Here is a 16594-nt window from a genome sequence, read left to right as displayed (position 1 = left end):
AGCTCGCTGCAAAGAAAAACGCCAACCCCTCCGGGTTGGCGTTCTGCTTTAAGGTGCCCTACCAGAATCAAAACTGATTCATAGTATTGTCCTTCCCCGCCGCCTTCAGCGCAGCCTCCCCGCTGAAGTACTCCTTGTGATCATCCCCAATATCCGACCCAGACATATTCTGGTGCTTGACACAGGCGATACCCTGACGAATTTCCTTCCGCTGCACACCAGCCACATAACCCAGCATGCCCTGATCGCCAAAGTATTCCTTCGCCAGGTTGTCCGTCGACAGCGCGGCAGTGTGGTACGTCGGCAGCGTGATCAGGTGGTGGAAGATGCCGGCGTCGCGGGAGGCGTCGGCCTGGAAGGTGCGGATCTTCTCATCGGCCAGCTTGGCCAGTTCGCTGTCGTCGTATTCCACGCTCATCAGCTGGGCGCGATCGTAGGCCGACACGTCCTTGCCCGCGGCCTTCATGGCGTCATACGCTTGCTGGCGGAAATTCAGGGTCCAGTTGAACGACGGGCTGTTGTTGTACACCAGCTTGGCGTTCGGGATGACCTTGCGGATTTCGTTGACCATGCCGGCGATCTGGGCGATGTGCGGCTTTTCGGTTTCGATCCACAGCAGGTCGGCGCCGTTCTGCAGCGCGGTCACGCAATCCAGCACGCAGCGGGCTTCACCCGTGCCGGCGCGGAACTGGAACAGGTTGCTGGGCAGGCGCTTCGGGCGCAGCAGCTTGCCGTCGCGCTTGATGATGACGTCGCCATTGCCCAGCTGGTCGGCCGACAGTTCTTCGCAATCCAGGAACGAGTTGTATTGGTCGCCCAGGTCGCCCGGCTTGGTGGTCACGGCGATCTGCTTGGTCAGGCCGGCGCCCAGCGAGTCGGTGCGAGCGACGATGATGCCGTCGTCCACGCCCAGTTCCAGGAAGGCGTAACGGATGGCGCGAATCTTGGCCAGGAAGTCTTCGTGCGGCACGGTGACCTTGCCGTCCTGGTGGCCGCATTGCTTCTCGTCGGAGACCTGGTTTTCGATCTGGATGCAGCAGGCGCCGGCTTCGATGAATTGCTTGGCCAGCAGGTAGGTCGCTTCGGCGTTGCCGAAACCGGCGTCGATGTCCGCGATGATGGGCACCACGTGCGTGATGTGGTTGTCGATCTTTTGCTGGATGGCTGCCTTCTCGGCGCCGGTGGCGGCGTCCAGTTGGCGGAACAGGCCGCCCAGTTCACGGGCGTCGGCCTGGCGCAGGAAGGTGTACAGCTCGCGGATCAGCGCGCTGACCGAGGTCTTCTCGTGCATCGACTGGTCCGGCAGCGGGCCGAACTCGGAGCGCAGCGCGGCCACCATCCAGCCGGACAGGTACAGGTAGCGGCGTTCGGTGCTGTTGAAGTGCTTCTTGATGGAAATCATCTTCTGCTGGCCGATAAAGCCGTGCCAGCAGCCCAGCGACTGGGTGTACTTCGACGGGTCCGCATCGTAGGCGGCCATGTCGGCGCGCATGATCTTGGCGGTGTACTTGGCGATGTCCAGGCCCGTCTTGAACTTGTTCTGCGCGCGCATGCGGGCAGCGTACTCGGGGTTGATGGCATTCCAGGCGCTGCCCTGGGTCTCTTTCAAAGCAGCCACTGCCTTGATGTCGTCTTGATACTGGGCCATGTCAGTTTCCTAAGATAAGGCGCGTTTGAGAAAAATCGTTTGGCGTGCCGACCGTGGGTCGAAGCAAACAGCGTGACCTCATTGTAGGGGGATCTGGCTCCGCTGCGGCCAAGTCTTATATAAGACATAAGACTTTGTTTGTCCTTAATTTTCAATGAGTTACGTGACAAATTTCATGATACGAAACGTTTTCCCGCAGAACGAAAACGGAGGGCACGCTTTCGTCGGCAGAAATTTCACCATGTGAAACCCTCTTTCAGTGAGCGGGCAGAGGGTGCTAACAGAGCCACGGCCTATCGACGGATTCGCCACTTTCCCCTAAAGCCGCGCGACCCGCCCGCCGTTAACCCCAAACGTCCCCCATATCCCAAACAGCACCCAATTCCCCCGCCTTTTCGCGCGAATGGGAACACACCCTCGCTTCGATAATCCCCGCTGACGAATAGCGGCTGGCCGCTTCGCACGGAGCGTGGATGTCCGAAGAAAGCGATCTCGAGAAAACCGAACCCGCCTCACCCCGGCGCCTGGAAAAGGCGCGCGAGGAGGGGCAGGTGGTGCGTTCGCGCGAGCTGGCCACGTTCGTCATGCTGATTGCCGGCGTCACCGGCCTGTGGACGCTGGGCGGCCACCTGGGTCGCAGCCTGAACCAGGTAATGCAGGGCGCGCTGCGCTTCGAGCGGGCCACGGCGTTCGACACCTCGCGCATGCTGTCGCGCTTTGCGCTGATGGTGTGGGACAGCCTGCTGGCCTTCCTGCCGTTGCTGCTGCTGTTCGGCGTGGCCGCGCTGGCCGCGCCGCTGCTGCTGGGCGGCTGGGTGTTCTCGGCCAAATCGTTCGCGCCGCAGTTTTCGCGCCTGTCGCCGCTGGCCGGGCTGGGGCGGATGTTCTCCGCGCACTCGCTGGTGGAGTTGCTCAAGGCGGTGGCCAAGTCACTGCTGGTGGGCGCGGTCGGCGCGTGGGTGCTGTGGAAGCGTTTGCCCGAGGCCATCGCGTTGATGAATGCGCCGGTGCAGGAGGCGCTGCTGCACATGGTCGACCTGGTCATGTATTGCTGCCTGGTGGTGTCGCTGTCGCTGCTGGTGGTGGCGGCCATCGACGTGCCGTGGCAGTACTGGGAGTTCTTCAAGAAGCTGCGCATGACCAAGGAAGAGGTCAAGCAGGAGTTCAAGGAGAGCGAGGGCGACCCCCATATCAAGAACCGCATCCGCCAGCAGCAGCGCGCCATGGCGCGCCGCCGCATGATGACCGAGGTGCCCAAGGCGGACGTGGTGGTGACCAACCCCACGCACTTTGCGGTGGCGCTGCGCTATGAGGAAGGGCGCATGGGCGCGCCGCGCGTGGTGGCCAAGGGCACCGGCGAGGTGGCCGCGCGCATCCGCGCGCTGGCGGCCGAGCACCGCGTGCCGCTGATGTCGGCGCCGCCGCTGGCGCGTGCGCTGCATCGCCATGTGGAGCTGGGCCAGGAAATCCCCGCCGGCCTCTATACCGCCGTGGCCGAAGTGCTGGCCTGGGTCTACCAACTGAAGCACTGGCACTACTCGCAGGGCCCGCAGCCGCAGGCGCCCGCGGACCTGGCGGTGCCCGATGAACTCGCCGTACCGGAAATGCGCGAATGAACGCACTAAGCAACCTGTTGAACCTGCCCGGCCTGCGCTCGGCGGGCCAGCTCAAGGCCATGACCGGGCCGCTGCTGATCATCATGATCTTGGGGATGATGATCCTGCCGCTGCCGGCCTTTGTGCTGGACCTGCTGTTCACCTTCAATATCGCGCTGGCGATCATGGTGCTGCTGGTCAGCATGTACACGCAGAAGCCGCTGGATTTTGCGGCCTTCCCGGCGGTACTGCTGTTCACCACGCTGCTGCGGCTGTCGCTGAACGTGGCGTCCACGCGCGTGGTGCTGCTGGAAGGGCATACCGGCCCGGATGCGGCCGGAAAGGTGGTGGAGGCCTTCGGCCATTTCCTGGTGGGCGGCAACTTCGCCGTGGGCATCGTGGTGTTCGCGATTCTGGTGGTGATCAACTTCATGGTGATCACCAAGGGCGCGGGGCGTATCGCCGAAGTCGGCGCGCGCTTTATGCTGGACTCGATGCCGGGCAAGCAGATGTCGATCGACGCCGACCTGAACGCCGGCCTGATCGACGAAGCCGCCGCCAAGAAGCGCCGCGCCGAGGTGGCGCAGGAATCCGACTTCTACGGCGCCATGGACGGTGCCAGCAAGTTCGTGCGCGGCGATGCCGTGGCGGGCCTGTTGATCATGTTTATCAACGTGGCCGCGGGCATGGTGGTGGGCATGGTCCAGCATGACCTGGACTTTGGCACCGCCGTGCACAACTACACGCTGCTGACCATCGGCGATGGCCTGGTGGCGCAGATTCCGGCGCTGGTGATCTCCACCGCCGCCGGCGTGATCGTGTCGCGGGTGTCGAACGAGCAGGACGTGGGCGAGCAGCTCACCGGCCAGCTCTTTGCCAACCCGCGCGTGCTGTACCTGACCGCGGGCATCATCGGACTGATGGGCATTATCCCGGGCATGCCGCATTTTGCCTTCCTGCTGCTGGCGGGCGCGCTGGTTTGGATGGGCCGCTATATCTCGCGTCGCGCTGCCGCGCAGGCGCAAACCAAACAGCGTGAAGAGCGCACCCCGGCCGTCGCGCAGGAATCGACCGAAGCCAGCTGGGACGACGTCACGCTGGTGGACCCGCTCGGCATGGAAGTGGGCTACCGCCTGATCACGCTGGTGGACCGCGCGCAGGATGGCGAGCTGCTGGGCCGCATCAAGAGCATCCGCAAGAAGGTGGCGCAGGAGATCGGCTTCCTGGTGCCGGTGGTGCATATCCGCGACAACCTGGAACTCAAGCCCAACGCTTACCGCATCACCCTCAAGGGCGTGGAGATCGGCCGCGGCGAAGCCATGCCGGGCCAGTGGATGGCGATCAACCCTGGCCAGGTCAGCGGCACGCTGCCCGGCGCGGCCACGCGCGATCCGGCCTTCGGCCTGCCGGCGGTGTGGATCGATGCCGGCATCAAGGAGCAGGCGCAGGCCTACGGCTACACCGTGGTCGACGCCAGCACCGTGGTGGCCACGCACCTGAACCACCTGATCCACATGCACGCGGCCGAGCTGCTGGGCCGCCAGGAAGTGCAGGCGCTGCTGGACCGCATCGCCAAGGACTCGCCCAAGCTGACCGAAGACCTGGTTCCGAAGGCGATTTCGCTGACGGCGCTGCAGAAGATCCTGCAGAACCTGCTGGACGAAGGCGTGCCGATCCGCGACATGCGCACCATCCTCGATGTGGTGGCCGAGCACGCGCCGAGGATCAGCGACCCGAACGAGCTGACGGCGATGGTGCGCGTGGCGCTGGGCCGCGCCATCACGCAGCAGCTGTTCCCGAACAATGCCGACCTGCAGGTGATTGGCCTCGATGCCGGCCTGGAGCGCGTGCTGTCGCAGGCGCTGACCAATGGCGGCGGCATCGAGCCGGGTCTGGCCGACGCGCTGCTACAGCAGACCCAGGGCGCGGTCACGCGCCAGGAGCAGATGGGCATGGACCCGGTGCTGCTGGTGCCGTCGCAGCTGCGTCCGCTGATGGCGCGCTTCCTGCGCCGGACCATGCCGCAGCTGAGGGTGCTGTCGCACGCCGAGGTGCCGGACAACCGCAATATCCGCATCACCGCCATGATCGGCGCGTGAGGAGTCAACGATGAGCGTAGCCAAGTTTGTCGCGGCCAACGGCCGCGAAGCCATGCGCCAGGTGCGCGAAGCCATGGGCCCCGATGCCGTGGTGCTGTCCAACCGCACCGTCGAGGGCGGCGTGGAGATCGTCGCGATGCGCGATACGGATCTGGGCAGCGTGCAGGCCACGGCGCAGGTGTATGTGCCGCCGGCACCGGTGGCCGAGCCCGCCGCGATCGGCGACCTGCGCGGCGAACTGCAATCGATGCGCGCGATGCTGGAGCGCCAGCTGGCCGGCATCGGCGCGGCCCCAGGTGTGGCCCCGAGCGCGGCAGCCCACGGCGTGGCCGCGAGCGACCCGCTGCGCGAATCGCTGTTCGAATGGCTGGTCGGCGCGGGCTTCTCCGGGCAACTGGCGCGCACGCTGCTGGCGCGGCTGCCGCTGGGTTATGACCGTCCGGCGGCGATGGGCTGGATCCGCGCCGAACTGGCCAGCAAGCTGCCGGTGCTGGCCGACGAGGACCACCTGTTCGCGCAAGGCGGCGTGCTGGCGCTGGTGGGCCCCACCGGCGTGGGAAAGACTACAACCACGGCCAAGCTGGCGGCGCGCTTCGTGCTGCGCCACGGCGCCGACAAGCTGGCGCTGCTGACCACCGACAGCTTCCGTATCGGCGCCCATGAGCAGCTGCGTATCTACGGCGACATCCTGGGCGTGCCGGTGCATGCGGTCAAAGACGCCGCCGACCTGCGCTTCGCGCTGGCGGCGATGAAGGACAAGCACCTGGTGATCATCGACACCGTCGGCATGAGCCAGCGCGACCGCAGCCTGTCGGAGCAGATCGCCATGCTGGCCGGCGTGCCCGCGCCGGTGCAGCGCGTGCTGCTGCTCAACGGCGCCAGCCATGGCGATACGCTTAATGAAGTGGTGCACGCCTATCGTCATGACGCCGCGCCGGAGGGGGGCGGCATTGATGGCTGCATCATCAGCAAGCTGGATGAAGCGACCCACCTGGGTTCGGTGCTGGACGTGGTGATCCGCCACCGGCTGCCTGTCTTCTATGCCTCCACCGGGCAGCGCGTGCCCGAGCACCTGGAGCTGGCCAGCAGCACCGCGCTGGTCGAGCGCGCCTTCCTGACGCCGCGCCGCGGCTCCGTGTTCGCCGATGCCGATGCCGCGCGCCGCGCCGCCGCCGGCGCCGGTGAAGAAGCGCCCGCGCGCGGTGGTGCCACCGACGTGCTGCGCTCGCTGACCGACAGCGCCGACGCGCTGGGCCAGTGCGTGGCCGAACTCAATGGCGCGGGCCTGGGCTTTGACCTGGCCCGCTCGCTGTGGCAACAGCGCGGCGCCGGCGCGCCCGCCCTGCGCGCGATGTCGCAAAAGGTGCGCGAAGCCGTGTGCCGGGACGTGACCCGCCATTGCGAGCAATACGTGCTGGCCATCGCCGCCACGCTGCAGGTGGCCGTGCCCGGCCGCCGCGCGCCGCAGCCGATGCAGCATACGCTGTGGCTGGCCGACCGCAACGGCATGCCGCTGGCGGCTGCCGTCACGCCCACTGGCCGTGCCGGCCAGCCGCTGGGCGAAGCTGAAGCCGACGCCGCCAACCTGCGCGCCGCGATGAGCGCCGCGCGCAAGGTCGTCAACCTGCTCGAGACGATGCCTTCCGCCGCCACGCTGGCGCGCTGGCAGACGGCTGGCGAGCGCTGGGTCGCCAGTGCGCGCAAGACCGCGCGCGTGGTCAGCGCCGGTGCCGCGTGGAAGCTCGATGCCCTGGCGGATACGCTGACCTTCCACGCCGTCGGCGAAGACACCGTGCGCGAGCGCGATGCCGTGCGCTGGCTGGCAACCGCCGACGTGCGCGTGCCGGACAGCCCGGTGCGCGGCAAGGGCACGCCCGAAGGCGGCATCGACGCCTGCCTGGTGGTAGCCCGCCTGGCTGACCGCGTCACCGGCGAACTGCTCGATACGCGCTACCTGCTGTGCGATCCGGCCCTGGCGCAGGATGCCGCGCAGGTCGCGCGCTGGGCGCTGTGGACCGATGCCGCCGAGGCCGGCCTGCGCACGCTGCGCCATGCCATCGATCATTTCGCGCAGGATGCGCACGATGCCGCCGGCGCCGCCGTGGCCGCGCTGCAGCTGGGCATGTCGGGGCTGCGCCTGGAACATGCGCCGACCGCGGCCGCGCCCGCGTTCCTTGCGCGACTGGCCGGGCGTACGGTGCGCCCGGGCGCGCCGGTGCCGGGCACCGTGCTCAATGAAGGCATGGGCCGCATGCTGGCCTTGCTCGACGTGCTGGAAAACTATCCGGGCCGCGCCATCGCAGCGCCTGCCCCCACCGCGGAGGCGCTGCAGTGAGTTCCCTCGCCATGGACCAGGCCGAGAGCCTGCGCCGCATGCTGGCGCCGCGCACCACGCGCCGCATCGCCGTGCTCGCCAGCGAACGCGGTGCCGGCGCCACCACCGTGGCGCTGGGCTTGTCGCATGCGCTGGCGATGCAGGGCGAGCGTGTGCTGCTGGTCGATGAAGACATCGCGGCCGGGGCCACGCGCTTGTCCGGCGCCAGGCCGGCGGGCACGCTGGCCGATGTCCAGGCAGGCCGGCTATCGCTGGAGGCTGCGGCGGGCGTTGGCCCGGGCGGCGTGCTGTCGGTGCTGCCGACGGGCCGGCCGGTACCGGGTGCCGGCTTGCCGCAGACGGCGGGGAGCGATTTTCGCAGCGTGATCGTGGATGCCGGCATCGACGCCGAGGGCGCGCTGTCGCCGCTTGCGGGCGGCGCGCACAACGTGCTGGTGGTGATGCGCCCGGAGCTGGCGTCGATCACCGCCGCCTATGCCTGCATCAAGCGGCTGCACCACCTGTATGCGTGGCGCCGGTTCCACCTGATCGTCAACCTGGCGGCAAGCGAAGCCACGGTGCAAGCCATCCTGCGCAACCTGGCGCGCACCGCCAGCCAGTACCTCGGCGTCGAAGTGCTGTGCGCGGGCTGGCTGCCGGCCGACCCGCTGGTGGCGCGCGCCGTGCAGCTGGGCCGCTGCGTGGTCGAGGCCTTCCCGGCGGCACCAGCCACTGCGGCACTGCGCCGCAGCGCCGGCGGCATCGGCGCCTGGCCGCTGCGCGCGGACGCCGCCACGCCCGCTGCCGCCCCCGCGATGGCATGAGCCTGCCAGCCATGTCACCCGAAACCACCACACCCTGAGCCAGCCGGCCGCCGCAGGCGTGCCGGTCCAGCCATCCAGCAGTCACGAGAATTGCACCATGTACACGATCCAGGGAAAGCTCGAACAGGCCGATGTGGTCAAGGCGCACGCCCAGCTGGTGCGGCGCATCGCGCTGCAGCTCGCCGCCCGGCTGCCCGCCAGCGTGCAGATCGACGACCTGATCCAGGCCGGCATGATCGGCCTGCTCGACGCCGCCAAGCGCTATGAAGACACGCACGGCGCGCGATTCGAGACCTACGCCAGCCAGCGCATCCGCGGCGCCATGCTCGATGAAGTGCGCGCCAACGACTGGCAATCGCGCAGCCTGCGCCAGTTCACCCGGCGCATCGAACGCACCCAGCGCAACCTGGAACAGAAGCTCGGCCGCACGCCGATCGATTCCGAGGTGGCCGAGGCCATGGAGATGCCGCTGGACGAATACCAGCTGCTGCTCAACGAGGTCTATGGCTGCCAGCTGCTGCACTATGAAGACTTCGAGCGCTCCGGCGAAGAAGACTTCCTGGACCGCCACCTCGGCGGCAGCGATGACGGCAATCCGCTCACCGTGCTGATGGAAAGCGGCATGCGCGAGGCCCTGGTGCGCGCCATCGAGCGGCTGCCCGAGCGCGAGAAGCTGGTGCTGTCGCTGTGCTACGACCAGGAACTGAACCTGCGCGAAATCGGCGCCGTACTCGACGTGACCGAGTCGCGCGTGTGCCAGATCCGCGGGCAGGCCATCAACCGGCTGCGCAACCAGTTGCGCGGGCTGCTGTGATGCGTGGGCCGGGGCGCGCCGCGCGTGGCGCCTGCTGGCTGCTGGTTGCCGTATCGGCCTGCGCATGGGCCGCCTTCGATGCCGGCACCCGTCATGCATGGACGGGCTCCGTCAATGGACCGGCCCTATACGGCCGCGGGCAACGCGCGGTATCGCCGCCGATACTGCCCACCGGCGTATTGCCGCAATCGGAAGGGGTGATTACCTCGGTGCGCTGGCGCTACAGCTTCGCCAAGACGCCACCGCAGGAACTGCAGGCCTACCTGTGCAATGCGCAACGCTGCGTGCTGCTGCCGCAGGCCGAGGGCAAGACTGACGCGTTCCTTGGCGACGATGCCACCAAGGGGTTTGTGTTTGCGTTCCGGGTGCCGGGGCAGGGGAGCCTGGTGCCGGTGTTGCAGGGGCGGAGCAATGAGGTGGTGGTGGGGTTCAGGTAGGGATGCGTGTTCCGTTCTTTCGTCACTTATCAACAAGTGACGAAAAGATGGAACATCTGGCTGATCGATTCAGCGAGCCGCTAGACTCAACCAACCCCCCGCTTCCTGCTTGTGTACTCCTTCTCCCGCGTGGGGGAGAGGGTTGGGGGGAGGGCGGGAGTATCGACGAAATGAAGGCTGTCGCTATTGCCACCGCCTGCCCTCACCCCCGGCCCCTCTCCCGCAAGCGGGAGAGGGGAGAAAACCCGCAGCGGCACTATTGCCTCGGGCTTTCCAATTTCAGGTTGTGTACTCCCTCTCCCGCGTGCGGGAGAGGGTTGGGGTGAGGGCGGGAGGATCAACGAAGTGAAGGCTCTCGCAATTGCCACCGCCATAAAGCGCGCCAGAGCCGAAGCCTTAACCAGCCGCCAGACTCACTCCCCCAACCCCCGCCGCCGCCTTCCCATCCTTCCCATACAACCCCGCATCCCCGCCACTATGCTGGCGCAGCGCCTGGATGGCTTCGCGGGTGAAGTCGAGGTGGGCGTCGACGACGGCGCTGTTGAGGGCGTTAGCGTCGCGCGCGGTGCGGGCGGTGAAGATCAGGCGGCGCCAGGCGTCGGCCACCGCCGGGTCGACCTGGCGGCCGAGCAGATGGCCTTCGGGGCCGGCGCGCAGGCCCAGCGCGCCCATCTGGGCTTCGCGGGCCTTGAGCTGGCGGGACAGGGCCTGGCCCAGTTCGACCTTGCGCGTCAGCAGTCCGCTCAGGGACTGGAAGTCGCCCCGCTTGAGGGCGTCGCGCTCTTCGGCGAGGAGTTGGCCGAAGGCCTGGATGCCTTCGGTTTCGCGCTGCAGGGACTGGATCAGGCTCTGGCTCATGATGGCTATTTGGCGTCGGCCTGGCCAAGCTCGCGCAGGGTGGCGAGCAGGCCGTCGGCAATCTTGCCCGGGTCGATGCGGATCCGGCCCTCGGCGATGGCCTGGCGGATTTCTTCGACCTTGGCGGTATCGATATCGTCGTCAGTCGGCTGGGCCAGGCGGGCGCTGATGTCGCGCACCTGGGCGGCCAGCGGGCTGACGCTCAGGCCGGCGGACGGCGCGGCCGCGTCGGCGGCGGCCGGGGCGGCCTGGGGCCGGGCGGCGTCGCCAGCGGCGGCGTCGGCGGGCCGGGACGAGGTGGAGTGGTTGATCTTCACGGGGCGTTCCTTGCTGGTTTCCTATGGCATTACGGACGCGCCGGCGAATTCTTTAGGGCGCCTGGCCCGGATTCGCCGCGCGGCGGCTGCGGCGGCATTTTCGCACGCCGCCTGCCCCGGATTTCCAGTCTTTTCTGCCACGGTTACAGCACCTGCCGTACGGTTATTGCAGCACCACGGTGTCGCCGCTGCGTACCAGGCCATTGACCACCTGGCCGCTGCGCAGGCGTACCTGCACCGTGTTGCCGGTGGCGGCGTCGGCCAGCACCTTGCCTTCGCTGGTGATCTGGAAGGCATCGCCCTCGACCGCCACGGTGACGGTCTGGCCCTGGCGCACGGCGATGGCCTTGCGCAGCAGGTCGGTGCGCAGCGGCGATCCGGCGGCGATCCGGTTGGCGGTGACGGCCCCGGCAAGCTGCGCCGGGTCGGTGATCACCGCGCGCGGCAGCGCGCCCAGGTCGCCCTGGCGAACTTCGACATCGGCCTGGCCGACCGGCTCGCCGGCGCCCAGCGCGCGTGCGGCCACGTAATAGTCAGTCAGCACGGATACGCGGGCCTGCATGTAGCGTACCCAGGGCCGCTCGCCGCCGCAGCGCACGCCCACCGAGATGCGTCCCCATGGCGAAGCGCCGGCGGGCAGGAACGGGTCGGGCGATATGCATTCCGGTGCGCGGCCGCCAGACGGTGGCGCCACCTGCACGCTGACCTTGCCCGGCAGGCCAGCGGTCTGCTGTTGCAGGAAGCGCTCGACGGCCACCCGCGCGGGGTCTTCGGTGAAGGGGTTGGCCGCGGCCTGGGCGGGTGCGCCGGCACCATGCGCGGCCGGCGCCTGCATGGCGACCGGCATGACCTGCGCCGGCGCGGCGCCGGCGGCGGCAGGGCCAAGCAGGCAAGCGCCAAGCAGGGCTTGCGCCACGCGGCGGGCGTTGCGGCAATGCTGTTTCATCTGGACTTCCCGGCAAGGACGGCGCGCGGCCCCGTGACTGGCTGCGCGCGCCGTATACATCTGTCATCGGGGCCCATTGTAGGCAGCGCCTCGCGCGCGGGCAGGCCGAAATGCGCGGATTTCCCGTCCTTATTCATCCGATTGGCGTGACAGCTCCCCGCCTAAGATGCCAACCCTGAAGAAGGCAGGTTCGCTCCGTTCCGGTGAGCGCATGGCCAGCAGGGAGATGCCAGATGATTGACAGACTTGATGCGGCACTACGTTTCCAGCAGGAAGCGCTGAGCCTGCGCAACCAGCGGCAGTCGGTGATTGCCTCGAACATCGCGCACGCGGACACGCCCGGCTACAAGGCGCGCGACTTTGATTTCTCCAGCACGCTGGCGCAGAGCGTGGAGCGCGGCCACCGCAACGAGGGCATGTCGCTGTCGACCACGTCGGTGCGCCACCTCCCCGCGCAGGCGCCGGGCCGCGAGGAGTTCGACCTGGCCTATCGCATCCCGCTGCAGTCCAGCGTCGACGGCAACACCGTGGAAATGGACACCGAACGCGTGGCGTTTGCCGACAACGCCGTGCACTTCGAGTCCGGCCTGACGGTGATGAATTCCAAGATCAAGACCATGCTGGCCGCGATCCAGCAGTAACGGGAGAGCGAACCCATGCCGGCAATGAACATCTTCGACGTCGCGGGCTCGGCCATGGCCGCGCAGTCGCAGCGCATGAACGTGACCGCGTCCAACCTGGCCAATGCCGACAGCGTGGTCAGCCCCGATGGCCAGGCCTACCGGGCCAAGCAGGTGGTGTTCGGCATGGCGCCCACGCCCGGGCAGACCGATATCGGCGGGGTGCAGGTGCGCGGCGTAAGCGAGGATCCGTCGCCCCCGCGCATGGTGCACAACCCCACGCATCCGATGGCCAATGCCCAGGGCTATGTGGTGATGCCCAACGTCAACCCCGTGGAGGAGATGGTCAACATGATCTCGGCGTCGCGCTCTTACCAGGCCAATGTGGAAGTGCTCAACACCGCCAAGAACATGATGCTCAAGACGTTGACGATCGGCCAGTAAGCAGCGGGCCCGGATCGGGACGCGAACGCCTCCAACCAGCACGCAGACAAAGCATAGACATGACCACCACCTCCGCCACCGGCGCCACGGCAGGCAGCAACACGCAAGGCATCAACGACGCGCTCAAGAGCGGCAGCGCCAGCGCCTCCGAGCTGCAGAACAACTTCCTGACCATGCTCGTCACGCAGATGAACAACCAGGATCCGCTCAACCCGATGGATAACGCGCAGCTGACCTCGCAGCTGGCGCAGATCAGCACCGTCAGCGGCATGCAGACCATGAACGCGACGCTGTCGCAGCTGCTGTCGCAGGTCAGCGCCAGCCGCGCCATGGATTCCGCCGCCCTGATCGGCCACACCGTGATGGTGCCGGGCAAGCAGGTGTCGGTCGAAGGCGGCGTGCCGGGCAAGATCGGGCTGGACCTGCCGTCGACCGCCGATGCGGTCACGGTCGACGTGCTCGACAAGGACGGCAACGTGGTGCGCACCATCGACATGAAGGGCCAGACCGCGGGCGTGCACAACATCGCCTGGGACGGCAAGAACAACGCCGGCGTGGCTGTGGCCGACGGCGACTACGCCTTCAAGGTGACCGCCACCGCCAACGGCACTTCGGTGCAGCCGGTGGCGCTGGTGTACGGCAAGGTCCAGAGCATCAGCGGCGACGCCAGCGGCGTGCTGGTGGACCTGGGCGACGGCCAGACCGCGAACGTCGACGACGTGCGCCGCATTCTCTAATACGCAGGTGCCGGCAGCGCCTGGGCGTCGGCCGGCTTCCACCATAGCCTAGTCAAAAGGAAGCAATCATGGGTTTCGGTCAAGGGGTAAGCGGCCTGAACGCCGCCGCGTCCAACCTGGACGTGATCGGCAACAACATCGCCAACGCCAACACGGTTGGCTACAAGCAATCGGCCGCGCAGTTTGCCGACGTCTACGCCGGCACCAAGATCGGCCTGGGCGTGCGCGTGAACTCGGTGGTGCAGTCGTTCAACCAGGGCAATATCGAGGCCTCGGGCCGGTCCCTCGACGTGGCCATCACCAACGGCAATGGCTTCTTCCGCCTGACCAGCCCGGAAGGCGCGGTCTACTACTCGCGCAACGGCCAGTTCCAGCGCCAGGAAGACGGCCGCATCACCAATATGCAGGGCCTGCAGGTCACGGGCTATCCCGCGGGCGTGGCCGGCGGTGCCGGCGTGCAGCCGCAGCCGCTGGTGATCAGCAACGCGCAGATGGAACCGCGCGCCACCAGCAGCATCACCGCCAAGTTCCAGCTGGACTCGCGCGCCACCGTGCCGACGCAGGCCTTCGCCAGCTCGGCCGGCTCGCCGCCGACCAGCAACATGTTCAACTACAGCACGGCGATCAACGTTTATGACTCGCTGGGCAACAAGCAGCAGCTGATGGCGTACTTCGCCAAGGTGGCGGACTCGGCCGTGGCGCCGGTCCATCCCACCGTGGCCGGCGGCACCGACTGGCAGATGTACGTGACCGACGTCAACGGCAACATGGTAGGCGGCGCGCCCGCCACGCTGGCGTTCGACAATGCGGGCGCGCTGCAATCGCCCGCGGCCGGCGCCGTGACCCTGACCCAGCCGGCCACCAACGGCGCGCAGGCGATGGCGATGAAGCTCGACCTGACCGGCACCACCCAGTTCGGCGCCGACAACGACGTCAAGCAGCTCAGCCAGAACGGCTACACCTCGGGCAGCCTGCTCGGCTTCTCGGTCAACGGCGACGGCACCATCACCGGCAACTATTCCAACGAGCAGACCAAGCCGCTGGGCCAGATCGTGATGGCCGCGTTCGGCAACGTCGAAGGCCTGAAGCCGGAGGGCGACAACGTGTGGTCGGCCACCGGCGCGTCCGGCCAGGCGCTGATCGGCGCGGCCGGCGGCAGCATGGGCACGCTGCGCTCGAATGCAGTGGAAGCGTCCAACGTGGACCTGTCCGGCCAGCTGGTCAACCTGATCGTGGCGCAGCGCAACTACCAGGCCAACGCGCAGACCATCAAGGCGCAGGACACGGTCATGCAGACCCTGGTCAACCTGTGACCGCCACGCTGAGCTGAGCCGCCGCCATGGACCGCATGATCTACACCGCCCTGTCGGGCGCCAAGCAGATACTCGACCAGCAAGCGGCGGTATCGAACAACCTCGCCAACGTCTCGACGCCGGCGTTCCGCGCCCAGGTCAACCTGTACCGCGCGGTGCCGGTGGTCGGGCCGGAGGCGGGCACGCGCGCCTTCACGCTGGCGTCCACGCCAGGTGCCGACATGCGCGCCGGCCCGCTGACCTACACCGGCCGCACGCTGGACGTGGCGCTGCAGGGCAATGGCTGGCTGGTGGTGCAGGCGCCCGACGGCACCGAGGCCTATACCCGCGCCGGCGCGTTGCAGGTGGCGCAGGACGGCCAGGTGCAGACCATCTCCGGCCTGCCGGTGATGGGCGACGGCGGTCCGCTGGCGGTGCCGCCGGGCTCGCAGGTGACCATCGGCACCGACGGCACCATCACCGCGCGCGGCCCGGGCGAAGCCTCGGCCGGCCTGGCGCAGGTGGGCCGGCTGCGCGTGGTCAATCCGCCCAATGACGCCATCGCCCGCGGCGACGACGGCCTGTTCCGCCTGCGCCCCGGCGCGCAGCCGCTGGAGGCCGATCCCACCGTGCGCGTGATCTCGGGCGCGCTGGAAGGCAGCAACGTCAACCCGACCGAAGCCATGGTCGAGATGATCGCCAATGCGCGCCGCTTCGAGATGCAGATGAAGATGATCCAGGGCGCCGACGGCAACGAGCAGCGCGCCAACCAGCTGCTCTCGACCAACTGAACCGAATGACCGGCCGGCACGGCGCACCGTGCCGGCCCCCAGCACCCAAGCAAGGACCAACATGATCCGCTCTCTCTGGATTGCCAAGACCGGCCTCGATGCGCAGCAGACGCAGATGGACGTGATCTCGAACAACCTGGCCAACGTGTCGACCAACGGCTTCAAGCGCGGCCGCGCGGTGTTCGAGGAACTGATGTACCAGACCATCCGCCAGCCCGGCGCGCTGTCGTCGGACCAGACCACGCTGCCCTCCGGCATGCAGCTGGGCACCGGCGTGCGCCCGGTGGCGACCGAGCGCATCCACACGCAGGGCAACCCGCAGCAGACTGGCAATGCCAAGGACGTCGCCATCCTGGGCCAGGGCTTCTTCCAGGTGGCGCTGCCTGACGGCACCACCGCCTATACCCGCGACGGCTCGTTCCAGGTGGACCAGAACGGCCAGCTGGTGACCTCCAGCGGATTCGTGATCCAGCCGGCCATCACCATCCCGGCCAACACGCTGACAATGACCGTCGGCCGCGACGGCACGGTGTCGGTGACGCAGCCGGGCTCCAGCGCCAACGTGCAGGTGGGCCAGCTGCAGCTGGCCACCTTCATGAACCCGGCCGGCCTGGAAAGCATGGGCGAGAACCTGTACGTGCAGACCGACGCCTCGGGCGCGCCCAACACTACCGTGCCGGGCCTGAACGGCGCGGGCACGGTGCAGCAGAACTATGTCGAGGCGTCCAACGTGAACGTGGTCGAGGAACTGGTCAGCATGATCCAGACGCAGCGCGCGTACGAGATCAACAGCAAGGCGGTGCAGGCATCGGACCAGATGCTGCAGCGCCTGGCGCAACTGGGTTGATTGGTGTGAAC

Annotated in this window: 16 protein-coding genes; 12 read left to right on the top strand and 4 right to left on the bottom strand. The window is 67.8% G+C overall.

Annotated features, from left to right (window positions below; genetic code table 11):
* Positions 1 to 67: 67 nt before the first annotated feature.
* Positions 68 to 1648, bottom strand: a complete 1581-nt coding sequence (locus ACOCMH_RS01820) for an isocitrate lyase (protein ID WP_427307479.1) — start codon at positions 1646 to 1648, stop codon at positions 68 to 70.
* A gap of 473 nt (positions 1649 to 2121) precedes the next feature.
* Here ACOCMH_RS01820 and flhB point away from each other — a divergent pair, with 473 nt between their 5' ends.
* From flhB to ACOCMH_RS01790, 6 genes are all read left to right on the top strand, one after another.
* On the top strand, positions 2122 to 3264 hold the full coding sequence (flhB, locus tag ACOCMH_RS01815) for a flagellar biosynthesis protein FlhB (RefSeq protein ID WP_427307478.1): 1143 nt from the start codon (positions 2122 to 2124) through the stop codon (positions 3262 to 3264).
* On the top strand, positions 3261 to 5342 hold the full coding sequence (flhA, locus tag ACOCMH_RS01810; RefSeq protein ID WP_427307477.1) for a flagellar biosynthesis protein FlhA: 2082 nt from the start codon (positions 3261 to 3263) through the stop codon (positions 5340 to 5342). The genes flhB and flhA overlap by 4 nt, the downstream gene beginning before the upstream one ends.
* A gap of 10 nt (positions 5343 to 5352) precedes the next feature.
* A complete protein-coding gene (gene flhF, locus ACOCMH_RS01805) occupies positions 5353 to 7677 on the top strand; it encodes a flagellar biosynthesis protein FlhF (protein WP_427307476.1) in 2325 nt (774 codons plus the stop codon).
* An 11-nt stretch (positions 7678 to 7688) separates the two neighbouring features.
* Positions 7689 to 8480 (top strand): MinD/ParA family ATP-binding protein, encoded by a 792-nt coding sequence (locus ACOCMH_RS01800; protein WP_427308327.1) that lies wholly within the window; start codon positions 7689 to 7691, stop codon positions 8478 to 8480.
* Between the two features lie 97 nt (positions 8481 to 8577).
* Positions 8578 to 9294 (top strand): RNA polymerase sigma factor FliA, encoded by a 717-nt coding sequence (locus tag ACOCMH_RS01795; protein ID WP_092316269.1) that lies wholly within the window; start codon positions 8578 to 8580, stop codon positions 9292 to 9294.
* Positions 9294 to 9731 (top strand): flagellar protein FlhE, encoded by a 438-nt coding sequence (locus ACOCMH_RS01790; protein WP_427307475.1) that lies wholly within the window; start codon positions 9294 to 9296, stop codon positions 9729 to 9731. Before ACOCMH_RS01795 ends, ACOCMH_RS01790 begins: the two co-directional genes overlap by 1 nt.
* Positions 9732 to 10127: 396 nt before the next feature.
* Here the strand turns inward: ACOCMH_RS01790 and ACOCMH_RS01785 are convergent, their stop codons facing one another.
* The 3 genes from ACOCMH_RS01785 to flgA all read right to left on the bottom strand — a co-directional run bounded on the left by ACOCMH_RS01785 (position 10128) and on the right by flgA (position 11852).
* Complete coding sequence (locus ACOCMH_RS01785; protein WP_427307474.1) at positions 10128 to 10589, bottom strand: flagellar protein FlgN; 462 nt, start codon at positions 10587 to 10589, stop codon at positions 10128 to 10130.
* 5 nt (positions 10590 to 10594) lie between these two features.
* Entirely contained in the window at positions 10595 to 10906 is a 312-nt protein-coding gene (gene flgM, locus ACOCMH_RS01780; protein WP_427307473.1) for a flagellar biosynthesis anti-sigma factor FlgM, read from the bottom strand.
* Between the two features lie 163 nt (positions 10907 to 11069).
* The gene (gene flgA, locus ACOCMH_RS01775; protein WP_427307472.1) at positions 11070 to 11852 is read right to left on the bottom strand and encodes a flagellar basal body P-ring formation chaperone FlgA; all 783 of its coding nucleotides are present in this window, start codon (positions 11850 to 11852) and stop codon (positions 11070 to 11072) included.
* Between the two features lie 233 nt (positions 11853 to 12085).
* Here flgA and flgB point away from each other — a divergent pair, with 233 nt between their 5' ends.
* The 6 genes from flgB (at position 12086) to flgG (ending at position 16583) form a co-directional block, all read left to right on the top strand.
* Entirely contained in the window at positions 12086 to 12493 is a 408-nt protein-coding gene (flgB, locus tag ACOCMH_RS01770; RefSeq protein WP_316155169.1) for a flagellar basal body rod protein FlgB, read from the top strand.
* A 15-nt stretch (positions 12494 to 12508) separates the two neighbouring features.
* Positions 12509 to 12916 (top strand): flagellar basal body rod protein FlgC, encoded by a 408-nt coding sequence (gene flgC, locus ACOCMH_RS01765; protein WP_010812667.1) that lies wholly within the window; start codon positions 12509 to 12511, stop codon positions 12914 to 12916.
* Positions 12917 to 12975: 59 nt separating this feature from the next.
* The gene (locus ACOCMH_RS01760; RefSeq protein ID WP_427307471.1) at positions 12976 to 13653 is read left to right on the top strand and encodes a flagellar hook assembly protein FlgD; all 678 of its coding nucleotides are present in this window, start codon (positions 12976 to 12978) and stop codon (positions 13651 to 13653) included.
* Between the two features lie 68 nt (positions 13654 to 13721).
* Positions 13722 to 14966 (top strand): flagellar hook protein FlgE, encoded by a 1245-nt coding sequence (flgE, locus tag ACOCMH_RS01755; protein WP_427307470.1) that lies wholly within the window; start codon positions 13722 to 13724, stop codon positions 14964 to 14966.
* Between the two features lie 26 nt (positions 14967 to 14992).
* Complete coding sequence (locus tag ACOCMH_RS01750) at positions 14993 to 15736, top strand: flagellar basal body rod protein FlgF (RefSeq protein WP_373376077.1); 744 nt, start codon at positions 14993 to 14995, stop codon at positions 15734 to 15736.
* A 61-nt stretch (positions 15737 to 15797) separates the two neighbouring features.
* The gene (gene flgG, locus ACOCMH_RS01745; protein WP_306855248.1) at positions 15798 to 16583 is read left to right on the top strand and encodes a flagellar basal-body rod protein FlgG; all 786 of its coding nucleotides are present in this window, start codon (positions 15798 to 15800) and stop codon (positions 16581 to 16583) included.
* The last annotated feature ends 11 nt before the right edge of the window (positions 16584 to 16594 follow it).

This window comes from Cupriavidus sp. H39 (assembly GCF_050271075.1).
In the GTDB taxonomy this organism is placed as follows: Bacteria; Pseudomonadota; Gammaproteobacteria; order Burkholderiales; family Burkholderiaceae; genus Cupriavidus; species Cupriavidus necator_B.
Note: the sequence above shows the minus strand (reverse complement) of the source record. Positions and strands in the feature narration are given on the sequence as shown.

What these genes read in the sequence shown, in the direction of transcription:
- ACOCMH_RS01820 (WP_427307479.1), bottom strand. Translation starts at nt 1,648, where the DNA reads ATGGCCCAGTATCAAGACGACATCAAGGCAGTGGCTGCTTTGAAAGAG.
- flhB (WP_427307478.1), top strand. Translation starts at nt 2,122, where the DNA reads ATGTCCGAAGAAAGCGATCTCGAGAAAACCGAACCCGCCTCACCCCGG.
- flhA (WP_427307477.1), top strand. Translation starts at nt 3,261, where the DNA reads ATGAACGCACTAAGCAACCTGTTGAACCTGCCCGGCCTGCGCTCGGCG.
- flhF (WP_427307476.1), top strand. Translation starts at nt 5,353, where the DNA reads ATGAGCGTAGCCAAGTTTGTCGCGGCCAACGGCCGCGAAGCCATGCGC.
- ACOCMH_RS01800 (WP_427308327.1), top strand. Translation starts at nt 7,689, where the DNA reads ATGGACCAGGCCGAGAGCCTGCGCCGCATGCTGGCGCCGCGCACCACG.
- ACOCMH_RS01795 (WP_092316269.1), top strand. Translation starts at nt 8,578, where the DNA reads ATGTACACGATCCAGGGAAAGCTCGAACAGGCCGATGTGGTCAAGGCG.
- ACOCMH_RS01790 (WP_427307475.1), top strand. Translation starts at nt 9,294, where the DNA reads ATGCGTGGGCCGGGGCGCGCCGCGCGTGGCGCCTGCTGGCTGCTGGTT.
- ACOCMH_RS01785 (WP_427307474.1), bottom strand. Translation starts at nt 10,589, where the DNA reads ATGAGCCAGAGCCTGATCCAGTCCCTGCAGCGCGAAACCGAAGGCATC.
- flgA (WP_427307472.1), bottom strand. Translation starts at nt 11,852, where the DNA reads ATGAAACAGCATTGCCGCAACGCCCGCCGCGTGGCGCAAGCCCTGCTT.
- flgB (WP_316155169.1), top strand. Translation starts at nt 12,086, where the DNA reads ATGATTGACAGACTTGATGCGGCACTACGTTTCCAGCAGGAAGCGCTG.
- flgC (WP_010812667.1), top strand. Translation starts at nt 12,509, where the DNA reads ATGCCGGCAATGAACATCTTCGACGTCGCGGGCTCGGCCATGGCCGCG.
- ACOCMH_RS01760 (WP_427307471.1), top strand. Translation starts at nt 12,976, where the DNA reads ATGACCACCACCTCCGCCACCGGCGCCACGGCAGGCAGCAACACGCAA.
- flgE (WP_427307470.1), top strand. Translation starts at nt 13,722, where the DNA reads ATGGGTTTCGGTCAAGGGGTAAGCGGCCTGAACGCCGCCGCGTCCAAC.
- ACOCMH_RS01750 (WP_373376077.1), top strand. Translation starts at nt 14,993, where the DNA reads ATGGACCGCATGATCTACACCGCCCTGTCGGGCGCCAAGCAGATACTC.
- flgG (WP_306855248.1), top strand. Translation starts at nt 15,798, where the DNA reads ATGATCCGCTCTCTCTGGATTGCCAAGACCGGCCTCGATGCGCAGCAG.